This is a genomic window from Angustibacter sp. Root456, assembly GCF_001426435.1.
In the GTDB taxonomy this organism is placed as follows: Bacteria; Actinomycetota; Actinomycetes; order Actinomycetales; family Angustibacteraceae; genus Angustibacter.
Genome location: NZ_LMER01000015.1, coordinates 95,549 through 116,086, shown reverse-complemented (window position 1 = coordinate 116,086; position 20,538 = coordinate 95,549). Strand labels below are relative to the sequence as shown.

Here is a 20,538-nt window from a genome sequence, read left to right as displayed (position 1 = left end):
CGGCGTGGAGGTCGTCATCGAGCCCGAGCACCCCACCGACCACGAGGCGATCGGCGACGTGGTGCGGGCGGCGTTCGTCGACGAGCCGAGCGTCGCGCGGCTGGTCGAGCTGATCCGGGCGTCACCGCAGTACCTGCCCGGGCTGGCCCTCGTGGCGCGCTACGGCGGGGAGGTGGTGGGTCACGTGATGATCAGCCGCGCCCAGCTGCTGGACGACGCGAGCGGCCGAACGCACGACGTCCTCACGCTGTCGCCCCTCGCCGTCGCGCCGGCGGTGCAGGGGCGCGGCATCGGCTCGGCGCTGGTGCGGGCGGTGCTCGCCCTCGCCGAGCGCCGTCCGGAACCGCTGGTGACGCTCGAGGGCAGCCCGCGGTACTACCCGCGCTTCGGCTTCCGCGACTGCCGCGACGTCGGCGTCGCCATCGACCTGCCGGACTGGGCGCCGCGCGAGGCGGGTCAGGTCTACCTGCTCCCGTCGTACTCGCCAGCGGTCCGGGGCAGGCTCGTCTACCCGCCGGCCTTCGACTCCTACGACGAATAGCACGACCTGCACCTCTTGCACCTCCTCGACCGCGGACGACGTCGCCACGGCGCCACGCGCCGCAGGCCCCAGGTGGCTCCGCGGTGCTTTCGGGGCCAGGATCCAGGCGGGCCCCGCTCGCTCCCTCACCAGATCCAGGAGGCACCCGTGATCCTCATCGTCGTGAAGTTCCCGATCCGGCCGGACCGGCAGAGCGAGTGGGAGGAGCTCTCGGCGTTCTACGCCGCGTCGGTCAACGCGGAGCCCGGCTGCCTGTTCTTCGAGTTCTCGCGCAGCGTCGACGACCCGCAGACCTACGTCACCGTCGAGGGGTTCCGGGACGCCGCGGCGGGCCAGGAGCACATGCAGCAGGCCCACGTGGCGCGCTTCATGTCCGAGATGCCGGACATCGTGTCGGCGCAGCCCCAGATCATCTACGTCGACGCGCAGGAGGTCAGCGGGTTCGGTCCGATGGGCGAGATCTCGCCGCGAGAAGGGTGAGGCCCGGCCGGGCCAGCTCTACCCTTCGGAGGTGACCAAGGCCGTCCTGGCGTTCAGCGCCGCTGCGGCGCTGCTCGTGGTGCTCCCCGGACCCGACACCATGGTGCTGCTGCGCTCGATCGTGCGCGACGGTCGGCCGCGGGCGGTCTGGACGGCGGCAGGGGGCCTCACCGGTCTGGTGATCTGGGTGTCGGTGGCCGCGCTCGGGCTGTCGGCGGTGGTGCGGGCGAGTGAGCTGGGGTACCTGGCCCTGCGGATCGCCGGTGGGCTCTACCTGCTGTGGCTCGGCGTGCAGAGCCTGCGCCGTCGTCCGCAGCAGGCTTCGGCGCTGGTCGTGGCTGACGCCGGTGCCGGCGCCAGGCTCGCAGCCGGTCGAGGGCGGGCGTACCTGACCGGGCTGCTGACCGACGTCCTCAACCCGAAGGTCGGCGCGTTCTTCGTGAGCTTCCTGCCGGCGTTCGTGCCGGTCGGTCACGCGGTCGGCGCCGGCTCCGCGGTTCTCGGGGGCGTCTACATCGCCGAGACGGCCGTCTACTACGTCGCCCTGCTGGCCGTGTCGGGCACCGTGGTCCGCTGGATGGGCACGCCCCGCGTGCGGCGGCGCCTCGACCGGCTCATGGGGCTGGTCTTCGTGGCCTTCGGCCTCCGGCTCATGACCGAGGCCTGAGCGCGACACCGCGCAGGGCTCGGGCCCGGCGGACGCCGTCCGGCCGCGTTTTGACCCCTGCCGAGCCCGGCGGGTACTCTGGGCTGTCGTCGTGCGGATCCGACGCGCCGTGTCCCAGGGGCATCTTCTCAGGGCTGGCGCCGGACCAGGAGCGCGACACCCCTTGCCAGCGGGCACCGACGTGCCTGACCACGTGACGAGAACGAAGGCTACGACCGTGCGTACGTACACCCCCAAGGCCGGTGAGGTCACCCGCCAGTGGCACGTCATCGACGCCACTGACGTCGTGCTCGGCCGTCTCGCGAGCCAGGTCGCCGTGCTGCTGCGCGGCAAGCACAAGCCGACGTTCGCGCCGCACGTCGACACCGGTGACTTCGTCGTCATCATCAACGCCGACAAGGTGGCGCTCACGGGCGCCAAGCTCGAGCAGAAGAAGGCGTACCGCCACTCCGGCTACCCGGGCGGCCTGCGCTCGCGCACCTACGCCGAGCTGCTGGAGCGCTTCCCCACCAAGGCGGTCGAGAAGGCCGTCAAGGGCATGCTGCCGAAGAACTCGCTGGCCGCCGCCCAGCTGAGCAAGCTGAAGGTCTACGCCGGCCCGGAGCACCCGCACCAGGCGCAGCAGCCGCAGCCGTTCGAGATCACCCAGGTCGCGCAGTAAGCCACGGCCGAACCGACCCACGCATCACTGACCAGGAGTTCGAGGAGAACCGTGGCTGAGCCCACCACCGAGATCGACGTCGACAGCATCGACGCCGACAACGCGCCGAGCAGCTACACCAGCGAGTCCACCGAGGCTCCCGCCCGCCGCGCCAGCGCGTCCGGCCCGGGTGCCGCGACCGGCCGCCGCAAGGAGGCTGTCGCCCGCGTGCGCATCGTGCCCGGCACCGGCCGCTGGACGATCAACGGCCGCGAGCTGGCGAACTACTTCCCCAACAAGGTGCACCAGCAGATCGTGAGCGAGCCCTTCAAGGTGCTCGAGCTCGACGGCGCCTTCGACGTCTTCGCGCGCGTGCACGGCGGTGGCCCCAGCGGCCAGGCCGGCGCCGTGCGCCTGGGCATCGCCCGCGCGCTCAACGAGGTGGACGCCGAGGCGAACCGCCCCGCGCTGAAGAAGGCCGGCTTCCTCACCCGTGACCCGCGCGCCATCGAGCGCAAGAAGGCCGGTCTGAAGAAGGCCCGCAAGGCTCCGCAGTACAGCAAGCGCTGATCCACGCGCGTCCGCTCGAGGACGCCACGAACGACGGCCCCGGGAGTACCGTTTCCCGGGGCCGTCGTCGTCGTGGCTGACGTTCCCCCCGACGAAAGGCAGCACCTGTGGCACGACTGTTCGGCACCGACGGGGTGCGCGGCGTCGCCAACCGCGACGTCACCGCCGAGCTGGCCCTCGACCTGTCGGTCGCGGCCGCTCACGTCCTCGCCGACATCGGCGCCTTCGCCGGCCACCGGCCCTTCGCCGTGGTCGGTCGCGATCCGCGCGCATCCGGGGAGTTCCTCAGCGCTGCCGTCGTGGCGGGGCTCGCCAGCGCTGGGATCGACGTCCTCGACGTCGGGGTGCTGCCGACACCGGCCGTCGCGTTCCTCACCGCTGCCCGCGGTGCCGACCTCGGCGTGATGCTCTCGGCGTCCCACAACGCCATGCCCGACAACGGGATCAAGTTCTTCGCCCGCGGCGGCCACAAGCTCGACGACGCCATCGAGGACGCCATCGAGAAGCGCCTGCGTGAATCCTGGGAGCGACCCACCGGCGCTGCCGTGGGGCGCGTACGCACCGACGTCCGGGCCGCCGACGACTACGTGGCCCACCTGCTCGCCGTCCTGCCGCACCGCCTCGACGGCCTGCACGTCGTCGTCGACTGCGCCCACGGCGCCGCGAGCGCCGTCGCGCCCCGCCTGCTGCGCGAGGCCGGCGCCCGGGTCGACGTCATCGGCGGCGAGCCGGACGGCCTCAACATCAACGACGGCTGCGGCTCGACGCACCTGGAGCCGCTGCAGGCGGCCGTGGTCGAGCACGGAGCCGACCTCGGTGTCGCCCTCGACGGCGACGCCGACCGCTGCCTCGCCGTCGACGCCCTCGGTGACGTGGTCGACGGCGACCAGATCATGGCGATCCTCGCCCTCGCCCTGCGCGAGCGCGGCGCCCTCGCCGGCGACACCCTCGTCGCCACGGTGATGAGCAACCTGGGCCTCATGCAGGCGATGCAGCGCGAGGGCATCACTGTCGAGCAGACCGCGGTGGGCGACCGCTACGTGCTCGAGCGCATGCGCCGCGGGGGGTTCTCGCTGGGTGGCGAGCAGTCGGGCCACGTCATCTTCACCGACCACGGCACCACGGGCGACGGTGTGCTCACCGCGCTCCTGCTGGCCTCGCGGGTCGCGCAGAGCGGCCGACCGCTGGCCGAGCTGGCGCAGGTGATGCAGCGCCTACCGCAGGTGATGGTCAACGTGCGCGACGTCGACAAGGCGCGGGCGGCGGACGACGGCGACGTCCTCGCCGCCGTGCAGGCCATCGAGAGCGAGCTGGCCGGCACCGGGCGGGTGCTGCTGCGTCCGTCGGGCACCGAGCCCCTCGTGCGCGTGATGGTGGAGGCCGGCGAGGCGGCGCAGGCCCAGGCGCTGGCCGATCGGCTGGCCGTCGTCGTCCGCGAGCGGCTGGCCCTCAGCGGCGAGTGACCTGACCCCGGCCGGCCACGTGGATCCGCAGTCCGGCCCGGCGCCACAGCACCCGCTGCACCAGCAGCGTGACCGCGCCGGCAAGCACCATGCCAGCGAGGTTGACGGCGAGCTGCGCCGAGGCACCGGCCATCTCCGCCGGCACCCACAGCGCCAGGGCGAGCGCGAGGTTGCCCGCGGCAGGCACCGTGGTGACGGAGATGAACACGCCGACCAGGGCGTTCGTGCGCCCCGCGGTGAGTGACAGCGTCCCCGCCACGCCGGCCAGCAGGGCCACGGTCACCGACCAGTGGTCGGGCTTCCAGATGAACCCGGTGAGGGGGCGCGGGCGGGTGAGCGAGGACGCGTCGACCCAGCCGATCGCTGCGGCCAGCAGCCCGCAGACCGCGGTGATGGCGATCGCGGCGACGAAGCCCTGCACCAGCAGGCGCACGCTGCCCCACACCAGGCGTCCTTCACGCAGCACCACGCCGAGCGCCAGCGCCGCGACCACCGCGAACTCCGGCCCCACGACCATCGCGCCCACGACGAGGATGGGGGAGTCGAGCACTACGGCGACGCCCGCGATGAGCGTGGCCAGGGTGAGGAACGCGTAGTACGTCCACGAGGGCCGCACCTGGTCGTAGGCGGTGTCGGTGACGAGGTCCCAGACCACGCCGTCGTCCGGGCTGCCAGGTGCGGCGCGCTCGGCGTCGCGGGCCGCCTGGGACGGCGAGGCGGCCACCTCCTGGATCGCGACGGTGCCGCCGTCGTCCAGGCCGAGCGCCCGCAGCCGCGCCAGGACGTCGCTCGCCGCCTCGCGCGCGACGTCGCACGACATCGCGTCACCCGCGGGATCACGGGACGCGCCGGGCAGCACCGTGACGTTGGTGACTCGCGGATCCTCCACGAGGAAGCGCTCCACCTCCTCACGGATGGACGCCGGCACGGCCAGTCGCAGGTGCAGCACGGGGCCATCTTGCCCGCATCGGCGCCGAAAACCCCGTGCGGGCGGCTGCAGTCCGCTGTCAGAGTCCAACCGTGCAGACCTCAGCCGCGCCCGACCTGCAGATCGTCGACCTCGACCCCCTCACCGATGACACCCTGCTCGACGCCTGGGTCGCCGTCGGCGTCGAGAGCAGCCGCCACGAGTTCGGTGACCGCCAGACGCGCTACTCGGCGCAGGAGATCCGCGCGCGCCAGCGTGAGGTGACCGACCGCCGGATCGAGCTGCTCGCGGCCCGCGTCGGCGAGGCGGTCGTGGGGCAGGTGACGCTCCACCTGCCGCTCAAGGACAACCTGCACTTCGCGCACGGTGACGTCACGGTGCACCCGGACTGGCGGCGGCGCGGCATCGGCAGCGCGCTGCTGGCCGAGGTCGAGCAGCGCGCTCGGCAGGCGGGTCGCACGTCGCTGTCGATCGAGAGCGAGGCCGCGGTCGGCCACGCCGACCCCGCCGAGTCCTTCGCACCGGCCCGCGGCTACCGGGCCGCGCTGGCCGACCTGCGCAGCGACCTCGACCTGCCGGACGACCTCGAGCCGCTGCTGCGCGACCTCGAGACCGATGCGCGGGCTCACTCGGCCGGCTACGACGTCCTCACCTGGTGGGACGGCGTGCCCGAGGAGTGGCTCGACCAGCGGGCCGTGCTGTCGGCGCGCATGTCGACCGACGCCCCGCTCGGCGACCTGGCCGTCGAGGAGGAGGTCTGGGACGCCGAGCGCGTGCGCGCGCTCTACCGCGTCGCCCGGGCGCAGGGCCGCCGGGTGGTCGAGACGGTCGCCGTGCACCGCGAGACCGGGCAGGCCGTCGCCTTCACCAACCTCGGCATCGCCGAGCACACCCCGCAGATGGCCTACCAGTGGGACACCCTGGTGCTGGCCGAGCACCGTGGCCACCGGCTCGGTCAGCTCGTGAAGGCCGCCAACCTGAGGGCGCTGCGCGCAGGGCTGCCCGAGGTGCGCCGGGTCGTGACCTGGAACGCCGAGTCCAACGCGCCCATGCTGCGGGTCAACCGCGCGCTGGGCTTCCAGCCCGTGGGCCGCATGGTCGAGTGGCAGAAGTCACTCACCTGACGCCGCTGCTTGCGCCATCCAAGCCGCGGCGCAAGCGCGCAAAGCGGTCTGGGTGGCGCAAAGCGGCCCGGCGGAAGCTCAGGACTTGCGCAGGCGCACGCGCGTGACGGCGTGGTCAGGGCCCTTGGTCAGCACGAGGGTGGCCCGGCCCCGCGTGGGCCGGACGTTCGCGACGAGGTTCGGCTCGTTGGTGCGCGCCCAGATCGCCAGGGCCGTCTCGACGGCCTCGTCGTCCGACAGCACGGCGTACCGGTGGAAGTACGACGACGGGTCGGCGAACGCCGTACGGCGCAGGCGCAGGAAGCGGTCGACGTACCAGCGGCGGACGTCGTCGGTCTTGGCATCGACGTAGACGGAGAAGTCGAAGAAGTCGCTCACCGCGACGCCGGCCCGTCCCTGGGCGTCGACCCGCGGCGGCTGCAGGACGTTGAGTCCCTCGACGATGAGGACGTCGGGCTGGTGCACCACCGCCTGCTCGCCCGGCACGATGTCGTAGGTGAGGTGGGAGTACACCGGCGCGCTCACCTCCGGCCGTCCGGACTTCACGGCGGCCACGAAGCGCAGCAGGGCCCGTCGGTCGTAGGACTCCGGAAAGCCCTTGCGGTGCAACAGGTCGCGTCGCTCGAGCTCGGCGTTCGGCAGCAGGAACCCGTCGGTCGTGACCAGCTCGACCTTCGGGGTCTCGGGCCACGTCGAGAGCAGGTCGCGCAGGAGCCGGGCGGTGGTCGACTTGCCCACCGCCACCGAGCCGGCGACGCCGATGACGAACGGCACGCGGGCCGCGCGCTCGCCCAGGAACTCCGACGTCACCCGGTGCAGCTGCCCGGCCCCGCGCACGTAGAGGTTGAGCAGCCGCGAGAGCGGCAGGTAGACGTCCTCGACCTCCCGCAGGTCGACCCGGTCGCCGAGGCCCTCGATGCGGTCGACGTCGGAGGCGCTCAGCGTCAGGGGCGTCTGAGCGCGGAGCGCGGCCCACGCCGCACGGTCGAGCTCGACGTACGGTGAGGGCAGGCTGGCGCCGTTGCCGTTGGCCACGACGGGCAAGGCTACCCTTGAGCCCATGTGCGGAATCGTCGGGTACACCGGTCCAGCAGGCGGCGTGGACGCCCTCGACGTCGTGCTCGAGGGGCTGCGGCGGATGGAGTACCGCGGCTACGACTCGGCGGGCGTCGTCATCCAGTCCGCGGACGGTCTGGCCACCGAGAAGCGGGCCGGCAAGCTCGCCAACCTCGAGAAGGCGCTGTCGGACCACCCGCTGCCGCCCGGAGTGACGGGCATCGGACACACCCGCTGGGCCACGCACGGCGCGCCGAACGACGAGAACGCGCACCCGCACCTCGGTGGTGGCGGGCGGCTGGCGCTGGTGCACAACGGGATCATCGAGAACTTCGCCGCGCTCAAGGCCGAGCTGGTCGCCGACGGTGTCGAGTTCGCCTCGCAGACCGACACCGAGGTCGCGGCGCACCTCGTGAGCCGCGCGTACGACGAGCTGGGCGACCTCACCGACGCCATGCGCGCCGTGTGCAACCGCCTCGAGGGCGCGTTCACGCTGCTCGCAGTGCACGCGGACGCCCCTGGCGTCGTCGTCGGCGCCCGCCGCAACTCCCCGCTCGTCGTCGGTCGCGGCCAGGGCGCGAACTTCCTGGGTTCGGACGTCGCCGCGTTCATCCAGCACACCCGCGAGGCGATCGAGCTCGGCCAGGACCAGGTCGTCACGATCACGCCCGACTCCATCGACATCGTGGACTTCGCCGGGCAGCCGGCGGTCACGAAGGAGTACCACGTCGACTGGGACGCCTCGGCCGCCGAGAAGGGTGGCTACCCGAACTTCATGATGAAGGAGATCGAGGAGCAGCCCCACGCCGTCGCCGACACCCTCCTCGGCCGCACGGACGCCGAGGGCCACCTCGTGCTCGACGAGCTGCGCATCCCGGAGCAGCTGCTGCGCGCGGTCGACAAGATCGTCGTCATCGCCTGCGGCACCGCGTCGTACGCCGGTCAGGTCGCCAAATACGCGATCGAGCACTGGTGCCGCGTGCCTTGCGAGGTCGAGCTCGCGAGCGAGTTCCGCTACCGCGACCCGGTGGTCAACGAGAAGACGCTCGTCGTGGCCATCTCGCAGTCCGGCGAGACCATGGACACCCTCATGGCCATGCGGCACGCCCGCGAGCAGGGGGCCAAGGTCGTCGCGATCTGCAACACCCACGGCTCGACCATCCCGCGGGAGGCCGACGCCGTGATCTACACCCACGCCGGCCCCGAGGTCGCCGTCGCCTCGACCAAGGCGTTCCTCGCCCAGATCACCGCCTGCTACCTGCTCGGCCTCTACCTCGCGCAGCTGCGCGGAAACAAGTTCGAGGACGAGGTGCGCGAGATGATGCACCAGCTCGCGCAGGTGCCCCAGCAGATCCAGCAGGTGCTCGACACCATCGAGCCGGTGCGGGCGCTCGGCCGCGAGATGGCCGACGCCAAGGTCGTGCTCTTCCTCGGCCGGCACGTCGGCTACCCCGTCGCCCTCGAGGGTGCGCTGAAGCTCAAGGAGCTCGCGTACATCCACGCCGAGGGCTTCGCCGCGGGTGAGCTGAAGCACGGCCCGATCGCGCTGATCGAGGAGGGGCTGCCGGTCTTCGTCGTCGTGCCCTCGCCGCGAGGACGCGACTCGCTGCACAGCAAGGTCGTGTCGAACATCCAGGAGATCCGGGCCCGCGGCGCCCGCACGATCGTCATCGCCGAGGAGGGCGACGACGACGTCGTGCCGTACGCCGACACGGTGATCCGGGTGCCGCAGACCCCCACGTTGCTCGCGCCGCTCGTCACCACCGTGCCGCTGCAGGTGTTCGCCTGCGAGCTCGCGATGGCCAAGGGCCACGACGTCGACCAGCCGCGCAACCTGGCCAAGTCGGTCACGGTCGAGTAGCGCCGTGATCGTGGGCGTCGGCATCGACGTCGTCGACATCGAGCGGTTCGGTCGCACGCTCGAGGCGACGCCGCGCTTGGGCGAGCGCCTGTTCACGCCGGGGGAGCGTGAGCTGCCGCTCGCTTCGCTGGCGGCTCGGTTCGCGGCCAAGGAGGCCCTGGCCAAGGCCCTCGGCGCGCCCGTCGGCCTGCACTGGCACGACGCCACGGTGGTGCGGCACGACTCCGGGCGCCCCGAGCTCGTCGTCACCGGCACCGTGCAGGCTCGCGCCGACGAGCTGGGGGTCGCGACCCTGCACCTGTCGATGTCGCACGACGCCGGTGTGGCCAGCGCGGTCGTGATCGCCGAGTCGCCATGATCCGCGCCCACCGCGTCGACGACGTCCGCCGAGCCGAGGCGGCGGCCTTGCGCCGCGTGCCCGACGGCGCGCTGATGCAGCGCGCCGCCGCGGCCCTCGCGACGGCAGTGGCCGGCGAGCTGGCGGCGTCGGGCCGCCCGGGTCGCAGCGGGGTGTACGGCGCCCGCGTCGTGCTGCTCGTCGGGCCGGGCTCGAACGGTGGTGACGCCCTGCACGCCGGAGCGCGGCTGGCCCGGCGCGGAGCGCGCGTCGACGCCGTGACGGTCGCCGACGCTGTCCACGCCGAGGGCGCCGGCGCCTTGCGGCGGGCCGGCGGCACCGCCGCGGCCGTCACCGGCGACGCGCTCGCTCAGCTGCTCGACCGGGCCGACGTCGTCGTCGACGGCGTCCTCGGTATCGGTGGGCGTCCGGGCCTCACCGGCGCGGCGGCCGAGGCGGTGCAGGCCATCCCACCGCACGCCACGGTGGTGGCGGTCGACCTGCCGAGCGGCGTGGGCCCGGACGACGGCAGCGTGCCAGGCGTCGCCGTCCGCGCCGACGTCACGGTGACCTTCGGCACTGCCAAGCCTGCGCTCCTGCTGCCTCCCGCAGCCCAGCACGCCGGGCGCCTGCACGTCGTCGACATCGGGCTGGAGCCGGCCGTCCTCGGCCCTGCGGCCGTCGCCCGCCTGGAGTCGACCGACCTGGCCGCTGCCTGGCCGTGGCCCGACGCGGGCGACGACAAGTACCGCCGCGGGGTGCTGGGTGTGGTGGCCGGCGGCTCGACGTACACGGGCGCGGCCGTGCTGGCCACCGGGGCCGCGGTGCGCTCCGGGGCGGGCATGGTGCGCTACATCGGCCCCCAGGCGCCCACCGACCTCGTCCGCTCGCACTGGCCCCAGGTCGTGCCGGGCGAGGGGCGCGTGCAGGCCTGGGCCGTCGGGTCGGGCGTCGACCCCGCCGACGACCAGCAGCGACCACACCTCGAGGCAGCGCTCGCCAGCGACCTGCCGTGCCTGGTCGACGCCGGTGCGCTCGAGCTGGTGCAGCGGCGCACCGCCCCCACGCTGCTCACGCCCCACGCCGGTGAGCTCGCCCGCCTGCTGAGCCGGCTGGAGGGCCGGGACTGCTCGCGCGCGCAGGTCGAGGCGGCGCCGCTCGAGCACGCGCGGCGCGCTGCCGACGCGCTCGGTGCCACCGTGCTGCTCAAGGGTGCGGTGACGCTCGTCGTCCCCCCGGACGGCGCCACCGTGCTCGCGCAGGACGACGGCCCGGCCTGGCTCGCCAGCGCGGGCTCGGGTGACGTGCTGGCCGGCCTCGCCGGCACGCTGCTCGCGGCCGGCGTGGAGCCCGCGCTCGCCGGCGCGGTGGCTGCCGCGGTGCACGGCCGGGCCGGCGCGCTGGCCAGCTCGGGAGGCCCGCTGGACGCCGTCCGGCTGCTCGACGAGCTTCCCGCTGCCGTGCGTGACCTCGCGCGCTGCTGAGACCGCGCGCTGCTGAGACACTGGGGGCATGAGCGACCCCACCGGCCCCGTGCTGCCTGCCGAGGCGGTCGTCGACCTGGGTGCGGTGCGGTCGAACGTCGCGGCCCTGCGTGAGCACGCCGCGTCGGCCGAGGTGATGGCCGTCGTGAAGGCCGACGCCTACGGCCACGGGCTGGTGCCCAGCGCTCGCGCCGCGCGGGCCGGCGGGGCCACCTGGCTGGGGGTCGCGCAGCTCGCCGAGGGTCTCGCGCTGCGCCGGGCCGGTGACACCGGGCGCCTGCTGTCGTGGCTGCACGTGCCCGGCGACGACTTCGGCGGTGCCCTCACGGCTGACATCGACCTCAGCGCCAGCGCACCCTGGGCGCTGGACGAGATCGCCGCCGCCGCCCGCGCCACCGGCGGCACCGCCCGCGTGCACCTGAAGATCGACACCGGCTTGTCGCGCGGTGGAGCGACGGCCGACCAGTGGACCGACCTGGTCGAGCACGCCCTGAGGCTGCAGGCCGAGGGCTGCCTGGAGGCCGTCGGCGTCTGGTCGCACCTGGCCTGGGCGGACGCGCCCCAGCACCCGACGGTCGCCCGGCAGCGGGAGGCGTTCGACGCGGCGCTCGAGATCGCGGGCCGGCGGGGGCTGACGCCCCAGGTGCGCCACCTCGCCAACTCCGCCGCGACGCTCACGAGCCCGGCGCTGCACTACGACCTGGTGCGCCCCGGCCTCGCCGTCTACGGCCTGTCTCCCGTGCCCGACCTCGGCTCGCCGGCGGACTTCGGGCTGCGTCCTGCGATGACGCTGCAGGGCCGCCTCGCGCTCGTGAAGGCCGTTCCTGCCGGGTCGGGCGTGTCGTACGGCCACGCGTACACGACCCCGGCTGACACCACGCTCGCGCTCGTGCCCCTGGGTTACGGCGACGGACTGCCCCGCGCTGCCTCGAACGTCGGTCCGCTGCAGGTCGCGGGCCGCCGGCACACCATCGCCGGCCGCGTCTGCATGGACCAGGTGGTCGTCGACCTCGGCGACCGGCCCGACGTCGCGCAGGTGCGCGCGGGCGACCCCGTCGTCGTGTTCGGAGACGCCGGGCGCGGCGAGCCGACCGCGCAGGACTGGGCCGAGGCCGTCGACACCATCTCCTACGAGATCGTCACGCGCATCGGCTCACGGGTGCCTCGCCGGTACGTGGAGGAGGAGTCGTGAGGTCGTCGTGAGGTCCCCCTCGAAGGCGCTCATCGGGGCGGGCGCGGGACTCGCCGCCGCCGGCGTCGGGGCGGCGCTGGGCCTGGCCGCCGAGCGCTGGACCGCAGGACGAGCCCGCCAGGCCGGCGTCGGCGAGGCGTACGGCAGCCTGCGCGGCGTGCCGCAGCGCGTGGTAGCCGACGACGGCACTCGCCTGTACGTCGAGGTCGACGAGCCCGAGCACTTCGGTGGCCGCGCGCCACGCCGCGGTTCCGACGAGGCCGTCACCGTCGTGTTCAGCCACGGCTTCTGCCTCAACCAGGACATCTGGCACTTCCAGCGTCAGTGGCTGCGCGGCCGGTTCCGGCTGGTCTTCTGGGACCAGCGCGGCCACGGACGTTCCGAGACCGGCCCGAGCGAGCACTACACGGTCGACCAGTGCGGCGCCGACCTGCGCGCCGTGATCGAGGCCACCACGCCGTCCGGGCCGCTCGTGCTCGTGGGCCACTCCATGGGCGGCATGACCGTCATGGCGCTGTCCGCTGAGCACCCCGACCTCGTGCGCGAGCGGGTGCTCGGTGCGGCGCTGGTGGCCACGAGCTCTGGTGGGCTCGGTGAGGTGAGCTGGGGCATGCACGAGTCCGTCGCCCGCCTGGCGCACCGGGTGGCCCCCGTCGCGCTGGTGGGGCTCACCCGGGCGCCGCGCCTGGTCGACCGCACCCGGCGCATCGGCAGCGACCTCGAGCAGCTCATGGTCAAGCGCTACTCCTACGCCTCCGACGTCCCGCCCGAGCTCGTGCGGTTCACCGCCGCGATGATCGCCGCGACGCCCATCGACGTCGTCTCCGGCTTCCTGCCGGGCTTCGACATCCACGACAAGGCCGAGGCGCTCGCCGTCCTCGACGGGATCGAGGCGCTGGTGCTCTCGGGGGCCGACGACCTGCTCACCCCGCCCGACCACAGCGAGGCCATCGTGCGCCGCCTCCCCGGAGCCGAGCACGTCGTGGTCCCCGACGCCGGGCACATGGTGATGCTCGAGCACCCCGACGTCGTCAACCTGCACCTCGGTGAGCTCCTGGAGCGCTCCACCCGCTCCTAGCGGCGACACGCCGCCCCGCCCACTCCTCGCGCGACACGCCGCCCCGCCCACCCGGATTTGGGCCCCCGAGTAGTCCCCTGGGCCCATCACGCCCGCGCCCGCGAGGACGACGCTCGGCGCCATGGTGCTCACATCGACCAGGTTCGTGCTCGCCGTCGGGGCGCTGGCCCTGACGCTGACGGCATGCGGCGTCGAGTCGTCCCCGGGCGTGCGGCCGGCGGCGGGCGTCACCGGCTCGCGACCCGCGCAGGCCCTGCTCGTGGCGGCGAGCGACCTACCGGAGGGGTTCCGCGACAGCGGCGGGCAGTCACCGGGCTACGCCCAGCAGGTGTGCGGCGTGGACCTCGAGCCGTCGCCACCGGTGCAGACCGCGGACGCGCGGTTCTCCCAGGGCCCGCTCGGGCCGTTCGTCGAGCAGCGCGTGCGCGTCTACGACGACGACTCGGCAGCGGCGATGATGGCGCGGCTGCGTCGAGCGCTCGCCGCGTGCGACCACTACGACCTGACGGCGAGCGCCACCGCGCCGGCGGCCAGCATCGACGTCGAGCCGCTTCGCCTGCCCGCGCTCGGTGAGGAGTCGCTCGCGTGGCGGCAGACGCCGCGCACGTCGCTGCCCGTCACGACCGACGTCGTGCTGATCCGCACGGGCCGCACCGTCGTGCTGGTGACGTCGTACGCGCTGAAGCAGGCACCGGACGGCGACACCGCCCGCGTCGCAGCGCAGGCCGCGGCGAAGCGCCTGTCGGCATGAGCTCGCAGCGCCTGCGCCGGGGTGAGCGCGGCGCCGGCACCGTCGAGTACGTCGGCATCTCGACGCTCCTCGCGGTGGTCGTGGCGCTGCTGCTGGTCACCCCGCTCGGTGACCGGGCGTCGTCCGTGCTGTCCCGAGCGGTCTGCCAGGTCACCGGCGGCAGCCACTGCGTGGCGACGGCGCTCGCCGACCCGTCGCTGTCGCCGTACGAGAAGGCGGTGGCCGGCCGCTACGTGGCCATGGGTGACAGCTTCTCGTCGGGGGAGGGAGCTGGGGCCTACGACCCGCCCACCGACCGGGACGACCGGGGGTTCGCCGACTGGATGGACTCGCACCTGTGGTGGCCGGGCGACCGCGAACCCAAGTACCACAACGGGTGTCACCGCTCTGGCAACGCCTACGGCGAGATCGTCGCCGGCTCGAACGACTTCGCCGGGGGCTCGAGCTTCGTGGCGTGCTCGGGTGCGGAGATCCACGAGCTCACCGAGCCCAACGGCGGCCAGAGCGACGAGGCGGCGCAGGAGGACGCCCTGGGCGACGACACGAGCCTGGTCACGTTCTCCATCGGCGGCAACGACATGGGGTTCGCCGACATCCTGTCGGACTGCGTGCTCGACGGTCTGACGTGCGAGGACAAGAACGAGGCGACGTTCCAGCAGCGGCTCGTGGCGAAGAAGCGCGAGCTCGAGGACACCTACCGCCGGATCCGCCAGAAGGCACCCAACGCCCGCATCATCGTCGTGGGATACCCGCGCCTGTTCCCCGCCGACCCGTCGAACAGCTACCGCAACCTGCTGTTCGCTGACGACCAGCGGTGGATGAACGCCAAGGCCGACGAGCTCGACGAGATGCTGCGGGCGGCGGCGCGCGACAGCGGCGCGAACGTGGAGTTCGTCGATCCTCGCGGGGCGTTCGCGGGGCACGGGATCGGCAGCGCCGACCCGTGGTTCAACGACCTGTCGTTCCAGGCCAACGGGTTCACGCCGGTCAACCCGGGCAGCTTCCACCCGAACGCGGCCGGCCAGCGGGCGCTGGCCCGGTTGGTGCAGGAGCAGCTGGGGCACCCGTAGCATGGCGCCGTGCACGCTGAGACCACCGTCGCCACGCGCGACGCCATGCACGCGCTCGGGCGGCGGCTCGCGGAGCTGCTGCGCGCCGGCGACCTCGTCGTGCTCACCGGCGACCTGGGGTCGGGCAAGACGACGCTCACCCAGGGGCTCGGCGAGGGCCTCGGGGTGCGAGGCCCAGTGACCTCGCCCACCTTCGTCATCGCGCGGGTGCATCCCAGCGAGGTCGACGGCCCACCCCTCGTGCACGTCGACGCCTACCGGCTCGGCTCGATCGCCGAGGTCGACGACCTCGACCTCGACGCCAGCCTCGAGGAGTGCGTCACCGTGGTCGAGTGGGGCCAGGGCCTGGTCGACGAGCTCGCCCCCGCCCGGTTGGAGGTGGCGATCACCCGGCCCCGCGGGGAGGCGCCGGCCGGTGCCGCGGCGCACGCGGACGACGACGGTGACGCCGAGCAGGAGGCGGCCGACGACGTCGACGAGCCCCGCACGGTCGTGGTCGACGGCGTCGGCGAGCGGTGGGACGGCGTGCGGTGGCAGGCGTGAGCGAGATGCTGCTGCTGGCCCTCGACACCGCCACGCCCGCGGTCACGGTGGCGTTGCACGACGGCGAGCGCGTGCTCGCCGAGGTGAGCGAGGTCGACGCCCGGCGGCACGCCGAGCTCCTCGCGCCCGGCATCGAGGCCGTGCTGGCCCAGGCGGGCGCGACCACGCGCGACCTCACGGCGGTCGCGGTCGGCACCGGTCCTGGACCGTTCACGGGCCTGCGTGTCGGGCTGGTCACCGCCCGCACCCTCGGTGCGACGTTGCAGGTGCCGGTGCACGGCGTGTGCACGCTCGACGTCCTGGCGAGCCAGGCCGTTGCCGACGGCGTCGTGGTCGACGGTGAGTTCGTGGTCGCCACCGACGCGCGCCGGCGGGAGGTGTACTGGGCGCGATACTCCGCGACATCACCTGGGGCACAGCGGATCTCGGGCCCCGAGGTCGCGCTGCCCGCCGACGTCCCTGACGGCTCCGCGCCCGTCGTGGGTCGCGGAGCCGACCTCTACCCGGACGCCCTCGGTGCCCGAGTCGGTCCCGCCGACCCGTCGGCTGGGGCCATGGCCGCGCTCGTCGTCCGCCTCCTGCAGGCAGGCGCCGACCTCAGCGACACCGCGCCGCTCTACCTGCGTCGGCCCGACGTCCACGAGGGCGGCGCTCGCAAGAGCGTCCTGGGATGACGCTCACGCTGGACCCCATGCGCTGGTGGCACGTCGAACCGGCGCTGCCGCTCGAGATCGACCTGTTCGGTGCCGAGGCGTGGTCGGCGGAGACGTGGTGGGCCGAGCTCGCCGCGCCCGGCCGCCACTACCTGGTCGCCCACGACGACGCCGGTGCGCTCGTGGGCTACGCCGGCCTGTTGGTCAACGGCGCCGACGCCGACGTCATGACGATCGCGGTCTCGAACGCCGCGCAGGGCCACGGCTACGGCGGCGTCCTGATGCGCGGGCTGCTGGACGTCGCCGCCGAGCGGGGCGCCCGGCAGGTGCTGCTCGAGGTGCGGGCCGACAACGTCCCGGCCCAGCGGCTGTACGAGCGGCACGGGTTCAAGCGGATCGCCGTGCGGCGCGGCTACTACCGGACCGCCGACGGATCGGTCGACGCCTGGGTCATGCGCCGTCGTGGCGACGGATAACCTGCGGGGGTGAGCCAAGTGTCCGACGAGCCCCTGGTGCTCGGTGTCGAGACGTCGTGCGACGAGACCGGTGTGGGCATCGTGCGCGGCGAGACGCTGCTGGTCGACGCCGTCGCGAGCAGCGTCGAGGAGCACGCGCGCTTCGGCGGTGTCGTGCCGGAGGTCGCGAGCCGGGCCCACCTGGAGGCGATGGCCCCCACCATCGAGCGCGCGTGCCAGCAAGCCGGCGTCCGGCTCGACGACGTCGATGCCATCGCCGTCACGAGCGGGCCCGGCCTCATGGGCGCTCTGCTGGTCGGTGTGGCCGCCGCGAAGTCGCTGGCGCTGGCCCTCGGCAAGCCGTTGTACGGCGTGAACCACCTCGCCGCGCACGTGGCCGTCGACCAGCTCGAGCACGGGTCGCTGCCTGAGCCCACGATGGCGCTGCTCGTCTCCGGCGGTCACTCGTCGCTGCTGCTCGTGCCCGACGTCACGCACGACATCCGGCCGCTCGGGTCGACGATCGACGACGCCGCCGGAGAGGCGTTCGACAAGGTGGCGCGGCTGCTCGGCCTGCCGTTCCCTGGTGGCCCGCACATCGATCGCGTCGCCCGCGAGGGGCAGGTCGACGCCATCGCCTTCCCGCGCGGGCTCACCCGGCCCCGCGACCTGGAGCGCCACCGCTACGACTTCTCCTTCTCTGGCCTGAAGACGGCGGTGGCTCGCTGGGTCGAGAGCCGCGAGGCCGCCGGTGAGCCGGTGCCGGTGGCCGACGTGGCCGCGAGCTTCCAGGAGGCCGTCGCCGACGTGCTCACCCGCAAGGCCGTCGCGGCCTGCCGGGCCGAGGGCGTCGACGCGCTGCTCATCGGCGGTGGGGTCGCGGCCAACTCGCGGCTGCGCGCGATGGCGCAGGAACGCTGCGACGCCGCCGGCGTCCAGCTGCGCGTGCCGCGCCCGGGCCTGTGCACCGACAACGGCGCGATGGTCGCCGCGCTCGGTGCGCAGATGGTGCGTCGGGGCCGCACGCCGTCGTCGCTGTCGCTGCCGGCGGACTCGTCCATGCCGGTCACGACCGTGCTGGCCTGACGGCGTGGTCGTGGTCCGGTGAGCCCGCTGCCGACGTCCCTGACGCTCGAGGGCCGCGTCGCGCTCGTCACGGGCGCCGGCAGTGCCCAGGGCATCGGCTCGGCCGCCGCGCGGCTGCTGGGTGAGCTCGGCGCCGCGGTGCTGGTGTGCGCGACGTCGGACCGCGTGCACGAACGCGTGGCCGAGCTCGGCGACCTCGGCGTCGACGCCGCCGGGTTCGTCGGCGACCTCACCGTCCAGGCCACCGCGGCGGCTGCTCTCGCGGCCGCCGAGCAGCGGTGGGGACGCGTCGACGTGCTGGTCAACAACGCGGGCATGACGTCGGCGAGCGACCCCGACTTCGAGTCCGGCTCGGTGCTGACGATGTCCGCCGACACCTGGCACGCCTCGTTGCGCCGCAACCTCGACACGGCGTTCTTCATGACCCGAGCCGCCGTGCCCGCGATGGCCGAGCGCGGCTGGGGTCGGGTGGTCATGGTGGGCAGCCTCACCGGGCCGGTGATGGCCACCGCCGGCGACGTCGCCTACGCCACCGCCAAGGCCGCGCTCGTCGGGCTCACCCGGGCTGCCGCGCTGGACGTCGCGGCCCGCGGCGTCACGGTCAACACCGTGGCACCCGGGTGGGTCGCGACCGCCTCGCAGAGCGCCGAGGAGGCCGCGCAGGGGCGCTCGGTGCCCCTGGGGCGCAGCGCCCGGCCCGACGAGGTCGCCAGTGCCGTCGCCTGGCTGGCCTCGCCCGGGGCGTCGTACGTCACCGGCCAGGTCGTCGTCGTGGACGGCGGCAACAGCGTCGCCGAGGCCCGCGGGCTCTGACGGCGCGCCCCTGCCGGGCGGCTACTCCCCGCGCACGTCGACGCCGAGGGCGGTGGCCAGCGTGATCGCCTGGCTCAGGTCGATCACGGTGCCGCGCAGCTCGACTCCGGTGGGGTCGATGCCGTCGATCGCGCTGCCCCGCAGGTCGGCGCGGCTCAGGTCGGCGCCATCGAGGACCGCGCCCGAGAGGTCGACGTCGCGCAGCGACGCCTCCTGCAGCTGGGCCAGGCTGAGGTCGGCCTCGCGCAGGCGCACGCCGTCGAAGGAGCACTTGCGCAGGTCGGCTCCGCGCAGCACGCAGAACGACCAGTTGCCCCCCTCGACGGTGAACGGGCCGAACGTGCAGCCCTCGAACCGGCTGCCGACCAGCTTGCAGCGCTCGAACCGCGTGTCGAAGAACCCGCACGACGCGAAGGTGCAGTTGACGAAGGCGCACTCGCTCAGCACCGCGGCGCTGAACCGCACGCCGCGGAACGCGCAGTCGGTGAACTGCGCGCCGCGGATGTCTGCCTCGGTGAAGTCGTCGTCGAGGAACCGCTCACCCTCGAAGCGCTGGCCCGACAAGTCGTCCACGACGGCGACCCTACCGGCTCGTCAGGGCGGGTCGGCCGACCCGCGCAGCAGCTCGAGCAGCAGGTCGAGGAGCGGTCGCTGGCCCTTCACCAGCAGGGGGCGCGCGGTCTCAAGGTCCATCCAGGCGGCCCGGTCGATCTCCGGAAAGTGCATCAGCTGCCCCGACTTCGGCGGCCACTCGAGCGAGAACGTGCCGGGTTGCAGCGCGGTGACGTCGAGGTCACCCTCGAGCGCCCAGACCGAGAGCCGCTTGCCGCTGGGCTGGCGCAGCTCGCCGAGCCCGCGCAGCCGGCCGTTCGGCACCGGCAGGCCGAGCTCCTCGACGAACTCGCGCCGGGCCGCGGTCTCGGCGTCCTCGTCCTCGTCGTACTCGCCCTTGGGGATCGACCAGGCGCCCTGGTCGCGGTGGGCCCAGAACGGGCCGCCCATGTGGCCGATCAGCACCTCGAGGGCGCGGCCGGTGCCGTAGCGGTAGAGCAGGATCCCCGCGCTTCTCGTCGCCACTCGACACCTCCCCGCCGTACGACCCACCGACCGGCTGGCCGAACCCTGACACTCCTCGAACATCGAGCCAACGGGTGCCCAACACCGGCTCCCTACCGTCGATCGTGCCAGTCAGGGGGACGTCGTGTCGCGACGTCCGACAACCAGGAGGAACCATGCGTCGCATCGTGCTCGCGGTCTCGCTCGCCACCGTGGCGGTCACCGGCACCGCACTCGCCGTACCCGCACTCGCCAGCCCGTCGTCGTCCACCATGGCCAGCAGCGTGCGGTCCGCCGACACCGCCACGGCCGCTGCGACGACCGGGCTGACGCCCGAGCAGCAGCAGGAGCTCGACGACTTCCTCGCCGCGCACCCGCGGGTGGCGGAGGCGCTCGTGAAGCGGATCGAGCAGTGGAAGACGTTCGCGCAGGCTCACCCCGACCTCGTCGCCGAGCTCAAGAAGGTCGCGGCGCTGCCTGCCGACCAGCGGCACACCGAGCTGACGGCGTGGCTGAAGGACCACCCGGACGACGCCAAGGCCTGGCACCAGTTCCGTCAGCAGGTGCGTCAGGAGCGCCACGACCGCCGCGAGCAGCGGCGCGAGCGGCGCCAGGAGCGCCGCTCGTCGAGCACCAGCCCGTCGAGCACCAGCCCGTCGAGCACCACCTCGAGCTGACCGGACGCCGGCC

The 20,538-nt window shown here is 73.8% G+C and carries 24 protein-coding genes; 20 read left to right on the top strand and 4 right to left on the bottom strand.

Going from position 1 to position 20,538, the window contains the following annotated elements; genetic code table 11:
- Positions 1–4: 4 nt before the first annotated feature.
- The 6 genes from ASD06_RS08190 (at position 5) to glmM (ending at position 4,361) form a co-directional block, all read left to right on the top strand.
- Positions 5–541 (top strand): GNAT family N-acetyltransferase, encoded by a 537-nt coding sequence (locus ASD06_RS08190; RefSeq protein ID WP_056675513.1) that lies wholly within the window; start codon positions 5–7, stop codon positions 539–541.
- A 147-nt stretch (positions 542–688) separates the two neighbouring features.
- A complete protein-coding gene (locus ASD06_RS08185) occupies positions 689–1,021 on the top strand; it encodes a putative quinol monooxygenase (RefSeq protein ID WP_056675510.1) in 333 nt (110 codons plus the stop codon).
- A gap of 31 nt (positions 1,022–1,052) precedes the next feature.
- Complete coding sequence (locus tag ASD06_RS08180) at positions 1,053–1,688, top strand: LysE family translocator (RefSeq protein ID WP_056675507.1); 636 nt, start codon at positions 1,053–1,055, stop codon at positions 1,686–1,688.
- Positions 1,689–1,905: 217 nt separating this feature from the next.
- Positions 1,906–2,349, top strand: a complete 444-nt coding sequence (gene rplM, locus ASD06_RS08175; protein ID WP_056675503.1) for a 50S ribosomal protein L13 — start codon at positions 1,906–1,908, stop codon at positions 2,347–2,349.
- Positions 2,350–2,400: 51 nt separating this feature from the next.
- Complete coding sequence (gene rpsI / locus ASD06_RS08170) at positions 2,401–2,898, top strand: 30S ribosomal protein S9 (RefSeq protein WP_056675501.1); 498 nt, start codon at positions 2,401–2,403, stop codon at positions 2,896–2,898.
- 107 nt (positions 2,899–3,005) lie between these two features.
- The gene (gene glmM, locus ASD06_RS08165; protein WP_056675499.1) at positions 3,006–4,361 is read left to right on the top strand and encodes a phosphoglucosamine mutase; all 1,356 of its coding nucleotides are present in this window, start codon (positions 3,006–3,008) and stop codon (positions 4,359–4,361) included.
- Here glmM and ASD06_RS08160 read toward each other — a convergent pair.
- Positions 4,348–5,310 (bottom strand): DUF389 domain-containing protein, encoded by a 963-nt coding sequence (locus ASD06_RS08160; protein ID WP_056675497.1) that lies wholly within the window; start codon positions 5,308–5,310, stop codon positions 4,348–4,350. The two genes, glmM and ASD06_RS08160, sit on opposite strands and share 14 nt — an antisense overlap.
- Positions 5,311–5,381: 71 nt before the next feature.
- Here ASD06_RS08160 and ASD06_RS08155 point away from each other — a divergent pair, with 71 nt between their 5' ends.
- Positions 5,382–6,413, top strand: coding sequence for a GNAT family N-acetyltransferase (locus ASD06_RS08155; RefSeq protein ID WP_056675494.1), 1,032 nt, complete (start codon positions 5,382–5,384; stop codon positions 6,411–6,413).
- A gap of 78 nt (positions 6,414–6,491) precedes the next feature.
- On the opposite strand, the gene coaA is transcribed toward ASD06_RS08155, so the two are convergent.
- Entirely contained in the window at positions 6,492–7,475 is a 984-nt protein-coding gene (gene coaA, locus ASD06_RS08150; protein WP_056675491.1) for a type I pantothenate kinase, read from the bottom strand.
- Here coaA and glmS point away from each other — a divergent pair.
- The 12 genes from glmS to ASD06_RS08090 all read left to right on the top strand — a co-directional run bounded on the left by glmS (position 7,474) and on the right by ASD06_RS08090 (position 18,792).
- Complete coding sequence (gene glmS / locus ASD06_RS08145; RefSeq protein ID WP_056675489.1) at positions 7,474–9,330, top strand: glutamine--fructose-6-phosphate transaminase (isomerizing); 1,857 nt, start codon at positions 7,474–7,476, stop codon at positions 9,328–9,330. The two genes, coaA and glmS, sit on opposite strands and share 2 nt — an antisense overlap.
- A 4-nt stretch (positions 9,331–9,334) precedes the next feature.
- Positions 9,335–9,688 (top strand): holo-ACP synthase, encoded by a 354-nt coding sequence (locus ASD06_RS08140; RefSeq protein ID WP_056675487.1) that lies wholly within the window; start codon positions 9,335–9,337, stop codon positions 9,686–9,688.
- Positions 9,685–11,151, top strand: coding sequence for an NAD(P)H-hydrate epimerase (locus tag ASD06_RS08135; RefSeq protein ID WP_056675484.1), 1,467 nt, complete (start codon positions 9,685–9,687; stop codon positions 11,149–11,151). Before ASD06_RS08140 ends, ASD06_RS08135 begins: the two co-directional genes overlap by 4 nt.
- A 28-nt stretch (positions 11,152–11,179) precedes the next feature.
- Complete coding sequence (alr, locus tag ASD06_RS08130) at positions 11,180–12,343, top strand: alanine racemase (protein WP_056675481.1); 1,164 nt, start codon at positions 11,180–11,182, stop codon at positions 12,341–12,343.
- Positions 12,344–12,350: 7 nt separating this feature from the next.
- Positions 12,351–13,421, top strand: a complete 1,071-nt coding sequence (locus ASD06_RS08125) for an alpha/beta fold hydrolase (RefSeq protein ID WP_056675478.1) — start codon at positions 12,351–12,353, stop codon at positions 13,419–13,421.
- 121 nt (positions 13,422–13,542) lie between these two features.
- Positions 13,543–14,172 (top strand): hypothetical protein, encoded by a 630-nt coding sequence (locus ASD06_RS08120; protein WP_056675475.1) that lies wholly within the window; start codon positions 13,543–13,545, stop codon positions 14,170–14,172.
- Entirely contained in the window at positions 14,169–15,242 is a 1,074-nt protein-coding gene (locus ASD06_RS08115; RefSeq protein ID WP_056675472.1) for an SGNH/GDSL hydrolase family protein, read from the top strand. The genes ASD06_RS08120 and ASD06_RS08115 overlap by 4 nt, the downstream gene beginning before the upstream one ends.
- Before the next feature lie 45 nt (positions 15,243–15,287).
- On the top strand, positions 15,288–15,785 hold the full coding sequence (tsaE, locus tag ASD06_RS08110) for a tRNA (adenosine(37)-N6)-threonylcarbamoyltransferase complex ATPase subunit type 1 TsaE (protein WP_056676382.1): 498 nt from the start codon (positions 15,288–15,290) through the stop codon (positions 15,783–15,785).
- A gap of 5 nt (positions 15,786–15,790) precedes the next feature.
- On the top strand, positions 15,791–16,459 hold the full coding sequence (gene tsaB / locus ASD06_RS08105; RefSeq protein ID WP_056676379.1) for a tRNA (adenosine(37)-N6)-threonylcarbamoyltransferase complex dimerization subunit type 1 TsaB: 669 nt from the start codon (positions 15,791–15,793) through the stop codon (positions 16,457–16,459).
- On the top strand, positions 16,456–16,914 hold the full coding sequence (gene rimI / locus ASD06_RS08100) for a ribosomal protein S18-alanine N-acetyltransferase (RefSeq protein WP_056675470.1): 459 nt from the start codon (positions 16,456–16,458) through the stop codon (positions 16,912–16,914). The genes tsaB and rimI overlap by 4 nt, the downstream gene beginning before the upstream one ends.
- A gap of 18 nt (positions 16,915–16,932) precedes the next feature.
- Entirely contained in the window at positions 16,933–17,979 is a 1,047-nt protein-coding gene (gene tsaD, locus ASD06_RS08095) for a tRNA (adenosine(37)-N6)-threonylcarbamoyltransferase complex transferase subunit TsaD (protein WP_056675467.1), read from the top strand.
- An 18-nt stretch (positions 17,980–17,997) separates the two neighbouring features.
- Complete coding sequence (locus ASD06_RS08090) at positions 17,998–18,792, top strand: SDR family NAD(P)-dependent oxidoreductase (protein ID WP_056675464.1); 795 nt, start codon at positions 17,998–18,000, stop codon at positions 18,790–18,792.
- Positions 18,793–18,813: 21 nt separating this feature from the next.
- Here ASD06_RS08090 and ASD06_RS08085 read toward each other — a convergent pair whose 3' ends face one another.
- Together ASD06_RS08085 and ASD06_RS08080 are read right to left on the bottom strand one after the other, a co-directional pair.
- Positions 18,814–19,365, bottom strand: a complete 552-nt coding sequence (locus tag ASD06_RS08085; protein WP_056675461.1) for a pentapeptide repeat-containing protein — start codon at positions 19,363–19,365, stop codon at positions 18,814–18,816.
- Between the two features lie 21 nt (positions 19,366–19,386).
- Positions 19,387–19,869 (bottom strand): NUDIX domain-containing protein, encoded by a 483-nt coding sequence (locus ASD06_RS08080; RefSeq protein WP_056675459.1) that lies wholly within the window; start codon positions 19,867–19,869, stop codon positions 19,387–19,389.
- Between the two features lie 155 nt (positions 19,870–20,024).
- On the opposite strand from ASD06_RS08080, the gene ASD06_RS08075 reads away from it, so the two are divergent.
- On the top strand, positions 20,025–20,525 hold the full coding sequence (locus ASD06_RS08075; RefSeq protein WP_056675456.1) for a hypothetical protein: 501 nt from the start codon (positions 20,025–20,027) through the stop codon (positions 20,523–20,525).
- The last annotated feature ends 13 nt before the right edge of the window (positions 20,526–20,538 follow it).